Raw genomic sequence first — 8277 nt, forward strand, 5'->3', positions numbered from 1 at the left:
GCTTCTGGTGGGCAGTAAGACACGCCACACTCAGCGTTTTGTGTACCTGGGTTCACAACGAAAATACGAATGTTAGTGCCTTCAGGTTGTTGACCTAAAAGGTTAGCGAAATGCGTTTGCGCAGTTTCTGTAATAGTAATATTTGACACGACGAATACCCGAGTAAATTTGTAGGTTACTGCTACTATTCTACTCTTGTTGACGTATGGGTCTAGTCTTTTTGATGCTAAGGCATGGCGAAGCGATCTAGAGAGAACGAGGAGCAGGTGTTCTGCAGATGCAGTAAATATCGATGCTTTCTACGCCAACTTCAAGTAGTAAATGACATAATTGTCGGACGGTACTGCCTGTGGTGACTACATCATCGACGATGGCAACATGGGAAGAGTGAGGGCGCTTATTGAGAATAAACGCGCCTTTTAAGTTTTGTTCACGGCTTGTTTTGGTATTACCACGCTGTGATTGGGCGAGCTTTACTCGACGAAAGACCTTCGCATCAAAATTGGCCTGTAATTGCTTGGCGAGGTGTCGGGCTAAAACATCACTTTGATTAAAACCCCGGCGCAGGTAACGCTGCCAGTGCAATGGCACACTGGTAATGATTGGAGCTGGCGTGGTGATGCGCTGTGCCAGTTGCTCGGTTAATGCTTTTACATGCCAAGACTCTCCGTGATCTTTAAAGCGTTGTACTTCCCGTGAAAGGGGAAAGTCGTAATCGCCTAACGTGTATAGCCTTTGCCATGGCGGTGGCTCTGAAAGACATTCACCACAAATACTATCCGTACTCATTTCTTCTTTCTGTAATGATAAACCGCAGCGTTGACATCGTTTTACCGGAGTTAGGTATTTTAAACAGTGCTCGCACCAGCGCAGAGTATTTGTGTGGCTTGGTGTTTGAATAGGGAACCGACACAGGCCGCATTGACTGCTCAATACGCGATGCATGATGTTTTGCCAGTGATGAGATAACATAGCGTTTATTCATGGTGATATTTTACTCAGCCTAACGCTTGGCTGAAGCCGTAGGGAATAAAATAAGTGGGAGAGATTGAGAGCATGAGCACGAAATTACACTGGCAGTCATTTGGTCAGGGACCAGATTTGGTGTTACTGCATGGTTGGGGCATGAATGGTGCGGTATGGCAGCAGACAGTCGAGTCTCTTCAACCTTATTTCCGAGTTCATGTGGTTGACCTTCCGGGGTACGGACATAGCGCCGAATCTCATGCCGAAGATTTAGACCATATTGCTAACTTGGTGGTGCAAGGTGCGCCAGAGAAAGCGATTTGGCTTGGTTGGTCCCTCGGAGGTTTAGTGGCGACGCATGTGGCGTTAAATATGCCCGAGCGTGTGGCTAAGTTGATTACGGTTGCCAGCTCACCTAAATTTGCCGCAGAAAAACCGTGGCGTGGCATTCAACCGGATGTACTGAGTGCGTTCACCTCTCAGTTGCTAGAAGATTTCTCACTGACCATTGAGCGCTTTATGGCGTTGCAAGCGATGGGCAGCCCATCAGCGCGTAAAGACGTTAAACAGCTCAAGCAAGCGGTACTATCGCGCCCTCAGCCAAACCCTGAATCGCTGTTGGTTGGGCTAAACATCCTTGCTGATGTGGATCTGCGCGATGCGTTGACGTCTCTTTCTGTTCCAATGTTGCGTCTTTATGGCCGTTTAGATGGGTTGGTGCCAATTAAAGTAGCTAACGATTTAAGTGAACAGTTGCCTCATACCCAGCAGTTTGTTTTTAATCAGTCCTCTCATGCGCCTTTTATCACCGAACATGACGAATTTTGTGTTCAAATCCGAGAGTTTGCTCACGATTGAGCAAGTGCGAGCGGAAATACCTCAAGTTGTTTAAAAAGTGGTCGATATAAAGGCTGGTGAGGTTTTATTAGCCAATAAAGCTAAGCCATATTGACGAGTTGGGCGACTCTGAGGAGGGTTCGCAATGATTGTGTCACCGACCAACGTAAGTGTGCCACTGATCGCCCCATCCGTGAATGTGCAGACGGAACAAGCAGCTCGCGACAATAAAGTCCGAGAGCCTGTAACGCCAACGGTCGCATTGGCCAAAACCAATGCAGAGCGAAAAGTAAAAGGTGACGACAAGCGCCGACGTCAGTCTTCTTGGGATCCTTCAGAGCATCCTGATTATGATATGGAAACGGAAGTCGACACGCGTTATCAAGAAGAGCCGGAAGATACACTAGAACGGCTTTTTAGTTTGCTTGCGCTCAAATCGTATAGTGAAGACCAGGGGAAAGGCTACGCGATCCGCTTTCGCTTACCAAAGCGCATTTTGGATGCTGCGATCAATGAAGGATTAATGGAAAAGCGCAGGAAGGTGATCAAGTTTCATTATGGTCATGCAGTCGCTCCCCATACCCCGTCAGAAGTGATAGCAGTATTATGACGACTCAATATCCTACTCAAACAAAAACGCTCCAAGCAGGTTGACTGATTGGAGCGTTTTCTTTTTAGTTATGAAAGCTCGTTAGCGGTGAAGCCTAGGTAAGGTTACTTTTTCGCTTTAGCAAACGCTGCAGCAAACGCACCGCCCATCGCGCTGTTCGATGACGAATCATCACGGCGAGGCTGACGACGCTGCGGTTGGTCATTACGACGCGGCGCTGCTGATGAGCGTTGGCTGCGGTTGTCTTGACCCGGTTCGTCGTTCATACGCATCGATAGACCAATACGCTTACGCTGCACGTCAACTTCCATCACTTTCACTTTGACGATGTCGCCAGCTTTCACCACTTCACGTGGGTCAGACACATAACGATCTGTCAGTGCAGAAATATGCACAAGACCATCTTGGTGAACGCCGATATCAACGAAGGCACCGAAGTTGGCTACGTTAGACACCACGCCTTCTAGAATCATGCCCGGTTCCAAGTCAGATACCGAGTTTACACCTTCTGCAAAGGTCGCCGTTTTGAATTCTGGACGTGGGTCACGACCCGGCTTATCCAGCTCTTTGATGATGTCTGTAATGGTTGGAACGCCGAAGTTATCGTCGGTGTAATCGACCGCATGCAGACCTTTTAGGAAGCTAGAATCACCAATTAGCGCTTTGATATCTTTGTTGTTCTTTTCAGAAATCGCTTTGACCACTGGGTACGCTTCTGGGTGAACCGCAGACGCATCAAGTGGGTTCTTACCATCCATAATACGCAGGAAGCCCGCACACTGCTCGAACGCCTTAGGACCTAAACGAGGTACTTTCTTCAAGGTTGTACGTGCTTCGAAGCGACCGTTTTCATCGCGGAAGTCGACAATGTTCTGCGCGATGGTGCTTGATAAGCCTGCTACGCGCGTCAGTAGCGCCGCAGAAGCAGTGTTCACATCAACACCAACCGCGTTTACACAGTCTTCCACAATCGCATCTAGGCGTTTTGCCAACATAGATTGGCTTACATCGTGCTGGTATTGACCCACACCAATAGATTTCGGATCAATTTTCACGAGTTCAGCCAATGGATCTTGCAAACGACGTGCAATCGACACTGCACCACGCAGTGATACGTCCATATTCGGGAACTCTTTTGCTGCAAGCTCAGACGCTGAGTAAACCGAAGCCCCCGCTTCACTTACTATGATCTTCTGAACTTTCAGGTTGCCACGTTTGATGACGTCTGCGACAAAGCTGTCGGTTTCACGTGAAGCCGTACCGTTACCAATCGCAATCAAATCCACGTTGTACTTACGCACCAACTGCTCAACGATTTGTGCTGACTTGTCGTATTGTTTTTGTGGTGGGTGAGGGTAGATGGTTTCGGTTGCAAGCACTTTACCTGTTGAGTCGACAACCGCGATTTTTGAACCTGTACGCAGACCCGGATCGAGACCAAGTGTTGCACGAGGGCCAGCCGGTGCTGCCATCAACAAGTCTTTTAGGTTAGTGGCGAATACTTCAATCGCTTCGATTTCTGCGCGCTCTTTCATTGCACCCATTAGCTCGGTTTCCATGTGCATCGATACTTTGATGCGCCATGCCCAGCTGATCACTTGCTTACGCCACGTATCCGCAGGTGCGCTGCTGAGAGTCACGCCGTAGTGGTCAGCGATAATCGTTTCGCAGTAAGACTGACGCGCGCCTTCTTCCTGTTCTGGATCTGCGTTCATTGCCAATGTCAGGAAGCCTTCGTTACGGCCGCGTAGCATCGCCAGTGCGCGGTGCGATGGCACTTTGCTTAGGGGCTCGTTGTGGTTGAAGTAATCTTTAAACTTCTCGCCTTCTTGCTCTTTGCCTTCAACGACTCGTGAGACCAGTTCCGCATTGCGATTTAAGTGGTTGCGAATTTTTTCCAGTAAGTTTGCGTCTTCTGCGATGCGCTCCATGATGATCGCGCGAGCGCCATCCAATGCAGCTTTGGTGTCTGCGATGCCTTTGTCTGCATCAAGGTATTTGCTTGCTTCGCTTTCTGGCTCGGTTTGTGGGTGATTCCAAAGCTGATCTGCGAGCGGCTCAAGACCAGCCTCAATCGCGATCTGACCTTTCGTACGACGCTTGGGTTTGTAAGGTAGGTATAAGTCTTCAAGACGAGTTTTGCTGTCTGCCTGCGCGATCTCTTGTTCTAGCTCTGGCGTCAGTTTGCCTTGCTCTTGGATTGATTTGAGGATGGTTTGACGGCGATCATCCATTTCACGAAGGTAAGACAGACGGCTGTCCAAAGTACGAAGCTGGGTATCATCAAGGCCCCCCGTCACCTCTTTGCGGTAACGTGCAATAAAAGGGACAGTGTTGCCATCATCAATTAGGGTGACAGCGGCGTTGACTTGCTCTGGGCGAACATTCAGTTCTTGAGCAATCATGCGACAGATAGCTTGGCTCATCCGTGTTTTCTCTTTTAATTCGGTTTTGGTTGTATAGAACATTGGGGTCGTTCGAAGAATTTGCAATGTTTTAAATTAACGAGGCAAAAATTTACCGGGCGCTGGTGGACATCAGTCAGATTTATGTCAAAACTGTAATTAAATTGAGAACTTATATCCGCAGTTATCGACTAACCTAATTCCACGGTTGTTGATATCACTAAATGTACCTCGGCTTATACGGATAATCATGATGAAAAAAATGTCTTTGGCGTTAGCGCTTACGAGTGCCTTACTTGTCGCCCCGCTTAGTTGGGCGCAGTCTATCTCAGGAACCACACAAGCTCCCGTTTATCAGCTCGATAACAAATTGGTACTAGGGCGTGTGGAGAGCGTCTACTACAGTGACATTCCGGAACTAAAAGCGGTGCCATTTATTGGCAAGATTGATACTGGTGCAGATACGACATCGATGCATGCGGAGAATATCCATGTCAGTAGCTCACACCCAGATTACCAAGATTTGAAAGATAACGAGTTACTTTGGGCGATTGTCGATGACTTAGGTGGTACGAAGGCAAAGTGGGACGCCGACAGCTTTAAGCCATATCAAGTAAAGGTTAGCTTTACGGTTCCTCACCCTTATACAGGGAAGGAAATACAGATTACCGATGATCTGGAAAGAGTGAGCGCGATTCGCAGTCGAACAAGCAAAAAGCCCATCCTACGCCCGACAATAAAAATGCCGATGACAATCGCTGGTCACACCGTTGATACGGAAGTGAACCTGACCAAGCGTACGCAATTCTCTTCTCCTATCTTGATTGGTAAAACCTATCTCGATGATAACGCATGGGTCTTCGCTGGTTACGATTACCTTCAAGAACAGCCACGCGCAAAAATGATTGGCAAAAAAGAGACGGTTGAAGTCGAAGGTGTGCCATATAAGATCAGCATCTCAACTTCTAGCCGTTATACCAACGTCCATGCACTGGACATCAAGGTAGACAAAAAGCATAACGAAGTCTCTTTTATGTTAGAGGGCGAGAATGGCAAGCGTCATCCAATGACATTACCCTTGGTACGAATGCTGAAAACGACCAAAAGCGAGCGCCCTTTAGTCTATTTACCCGTCAAAGTCGGCGAAAATGAAACTCAACGTTGGTTGGTGTATCTGCGTGATCGCAGTAAGTTCAGTTCGCAAATTCGCTTAGGTCGGGACGTCGCGAGTCAGCACTTTGTTATTGATACGGACAGAGAAAATCTACTGGGTGGCGTAGAAAAAACGTTCAAAAGCGCACTCAAATCAAAACCTCTTGTCGTTTCACCAGAAGAACAGGTCACCATTGATGGTTATACCGTCCCTGCTTACCCCACTTTTACTGTGAAAACGCCATTACTGCGTGTAAATGGGTTTGAAGTAACAGAAAAAGGTAAGGATGAATCCGTCACGTTTTATTTAATGAACGATGAGGGGAAAGAAGAAAAAATCACCAAACCAGTGTTGAAAAAGCTCAAGGTTGGCAGCGCGGTTCGCCCTGTTGTCGAAGGAGACTTTCTTCTCGGTAGAAAAGACACATCAATGAAGTTTGCGCTCGATGTGCTTGATGAGGGTGACACTCAACCTTTTTTCGTCTTTGGTCATGACATAGCCAAGGGTGGTGTGTTGCTGAACACTCGCGCAGACCATCTACTAGATGCAAGGCCACTTTTCAAAGCTGGCCATATCGAAGTAGCTGAAGTTGAGGGGATGTCTTTCCCTGTGAAGTTAGACACGGGTGCAGATGTAAGCTCAATCAATGCTAAGAACATCAAGCAGTTTAAGAAAGACGGCAAAGACATGGTGAGCTTTACCTATGAGAACGATCTTGGCATGAAACAGGCGTTTACCAAGCCTGTTGTTGATGTCATGCGTATTAAAGCGAAGAAAGGCGAGAAAGCGAACGTACGCCCTGTGGTTGAAATGCATGTTAAGCTTGGTGAATTAGAGAAGAAGATCCGAGTCAACTTACAGGACCGAGGTCGCTTCCATTACAGCATGATTTTAGGTAAAAACTTCCTAAAACATGGCGCGGTTGTTTCGAGTGATACGAATTACATCGTGACGCAAAAACCGGATTACGAAAAGTAACACTCTGGCCGCCTTATCACCTTGATACCCAAAGCCTGAACAACATTGGATCTTTGGGTATATCATCTCCTTAATGCTGCCAAAGAGCAGCATTTTTTAGTTGAGATAGGAGTTAATTTGAAAACTAAGCTGATTACACGAGAAGGTTACAACAAACTCAAACAAGAGCATGATTACCTTTGGAATGAAAAGCGCCCGGAAATCACCAAGATCGTCACTTGGGCTGCGAGCCTGGGCGATCGCTCAGAAAATGCGGATTACACCTTCAATAAACGTTTACTCCGTCAGATCGACCGTCGTGTCCGCTTCCTTCGTAAATTCCTGCCAGAAGTCACGATCGTTGACTATTCTCCGCAACAAGAAGGCAAAGTCTTTTTTGGTGCATGGGTGGAAATAGAAAATGAGGCAGGAGAAGTGAAAAAGTTTCGTATAGTCGGGCCTGAAGAGATTTATGGCGATGCGAAAGACTACATCTCTATCGATTCACCTATGGCGCGAGCGATGTTGAAAAAACAAGTGGATGAAGAGTTCACGGTACGCACCCCAGAAGGTGAAAAAGAGTGGTTCATCAACTCAATTGAATACACTCAACCGGCCTCGGAAGACTGAGGCTTTATCACTGATTCAAGTCTCATGAAGTTCACTAGAAGTGACTTGGGTCTCAACGTCAGAATATTTGGTATAAAGGCATGGTGCCTTTCTCGGAGAAGTAAAATGAACAAAGCAGTCATGTGTAGTGCTGCACTAACAATAGGATTCTCACTTTCAGTTTTTGCTCAAGATGAAGTGAAAGGCTGTGACGCTAAAGAGTTAGCGGTAGAGCAGCAGCTTGAGTATGCAAAAGCGCAAGGTAATGAGCATCGCATTAAAGGCTTGGAGCAAGCACTTTCCGCTATCCAGAATGAATGCTCGGAAGGTGAGCTGCGCCAAGAGCTGCAAGCAGAAGTGGAAGAAAAGACTAAAGAAGTTGAGGAGCGAGAGGAAGAATTAGTCGAAGCTCAGCATTCAGGTAAAGCAGACAAAATTGAGAAAAAACGTCACAAGCTGGCTGAGGCACAGCAAGAGCTGCTTGAGGCCAAACGTGAACTGGAATGGAATTATGGTCAATAGTAGGTGCTGAAAATACCTGCTAGAGAGAGAATAAAGCGCTTAAGATAAAAAGAGTAACAATTTGCTTGAGCACGTTAGGAAAAACAGTGATACATTTTCGACAATAGACGCTTCTGAAAGGATGTTTCAATGCAAGAAAATCATAAAATTTTAGTGGTTGATGACGATGCTCGTTTACGTGCTCTATTGGAGCGTTACCTTTCTGAGCAAGGTTTTCA

General features: G+C 46.9%; 7 protein-coding genes and 1 pseudogene. 5 read left to right on the plus strand and 3 right to left on the minus strand.

Annotated features, from left to right (window positions below):
• Positions 1-149 (minus strand): annotated as a pseudogene (locus R7Z10_RS23495) (Fe-S biogenesis protein NfuA); the annotation flags it as partial.
• Between the two features lie 97 nt (positions 150-246).
• On the minus strand, positions 247-972 hold the full coding sequence (locus R7Z10_RS23500; protein ID WP_047103750.1) for an amidophosphoribosyltransferase: 726 nt from the start codon (positions 970-972) through the stop codon (positions 247-249).
• A gap of 84 nt (positions 973-1056) precedes the next feature.
• Between R7Z10_RS23500 and bioH the strand changes: the two genes are divergently transcribed.
• Both bioH and R7Z10_RS23510 read left to right on the plus strand, forming a co-directional pair.
• The gene (gene bioH / locus R7Z10_RS23505) at positions 1057-1824 is read left to right on the plus strand and encodes a pimeloyl-ACP methyl ester esterase BioH (RefSeq protein WP_047103874.1); all 768 of its coding nucleotides are present in this window, start codon (positions 1057-1059) and stop codon (positions 1822-1824) included.
• Positions 1825-1948: 124 nt separating this feature from the next.
• Positions 1949-2413: a hypothetical protein gene (locus R7Z10_RS23510; RefSeq protein WP_005379316.1), complete on the plus strand. Its 465-nt coding sequence runs from the start codon at positions 1949-1951 to the stop codon at positions 2411-2413.
• A gap of 104 nt (positions 2414-2517) precedes the next feature.
• Here R7Z10_RS23510 and R7Z10_RS23515 read toward each other — a convergent pair whose 3' ends face one another.
• A complete protein-coding gene (locus R7Z10_RS23515; protein WP_005379317.1) occupies positions 2518-4839 on the minus strand; it encodes a Tex family protein in 2322 nt (773 codons plus the stop codon).
• 229 nt (positions 4840-5068) lie between these two features.
• Here R7Z10_RS23515 and R7Z10_RS23520 point away from each other — a divergent pair, with 229 nt between their 5' ends.
• The 3 genes from R7Z10_RS23520 to R7Z10_RS23530 all read left to right on the plus strand — a co-directional run bounded on the left by R7Z10_RS23520 (position 5069) and on the right by R7Z10_RS23530 (position 8059).
• Positions 5069-6949 (plus strand): RimK/LysX family protein, encoded by a 1881-nt coding sequence (locus tag R7Z10_RS23520; RefSeq protein WP_086013892.1) that lies wholly within the window; start codon positions 5069-5071, stop codon positions 6947-6949.
• Between the two features lie 117 nt (positions 6950-7066).
• Entirely contained in the window at positions 7067-7558 is a 492-nt protein-coding gene (gene greB / locus R7Z10_RS23525) for a transcription elongation factor GreB (protein ID WP_005379321.1), read from the plus strand.
• A 105-nt stretch (positions 7559-7663) separates the two neighbouring features.
• Positions 7664-8059, plus strand: coding sequence for a DUF1090 domain-containing protein (locus R7Z10_RS23530; protein ID WP_017635004.1), 396 nt, complete (start codon positions 7664-7666; stop codon positions 8057-8059).
• Positions 8060-8277 lie beyond the last annotated feature (218 nt).

Source organism: Vibrio sp. Vb1018 (assembly GCF_033338775.1).
GTDB classification, from domain to species: Bacteria; Pseudomonadota; Gammaproteobacteria; order Enterobacterales; family Vibrionaceae; genus Vibrio; species Vibrio alginolyticus.

What these genes read in the sequence shown, in the direction of transcription:
- R7Z10_RS23500 (WP_047103750.1), bottom strand. Translation starts at nt 972, where the DNA reads ATGTTATCTCATCACTGGCAAAACATCATGCATCGCGTATTGAGCAGT.
- bioH (WP_047103874.1), top strand. Translation starts at nt 1,057, where the DNA reads ATGAGCACGAAATTACACTGGCAGTCATTTGGTCAGGGACCAGATTTG.
- R7Z10_RS23510 (WP_005379316.1), top strand. Translation starts at nt 1,949, where the DNA reads ATGATTGTGTCACCGACCAACGTAAGTGTGCCACTGATCGCCCCATCC.
- R7Z10_RS23515 (WP_005379317.1), bottom strand. Translation starts at nt 4,839, where the DNA reads ATGAGCCAAGCTATCTGTCGCATGATTGCTCAAGAACTGAATGTTCGC.
- R7Z10_RS23520 (WP_086013892.1), top strand. Translation starts at nt 5,069, where the DNA reads ATGATGAAAAAAATGTCTTTGGCGTTAGCGCTTACGAGTGCCTTACTT.
- R7Z10_RS23530 (WP_017635004.1), top strand. Translation starts at nt 7,664, where the DNA reads ATGAACAAAGCAGTCATGTGTAGTGCTGCACTAACAATAGGATTCTCA.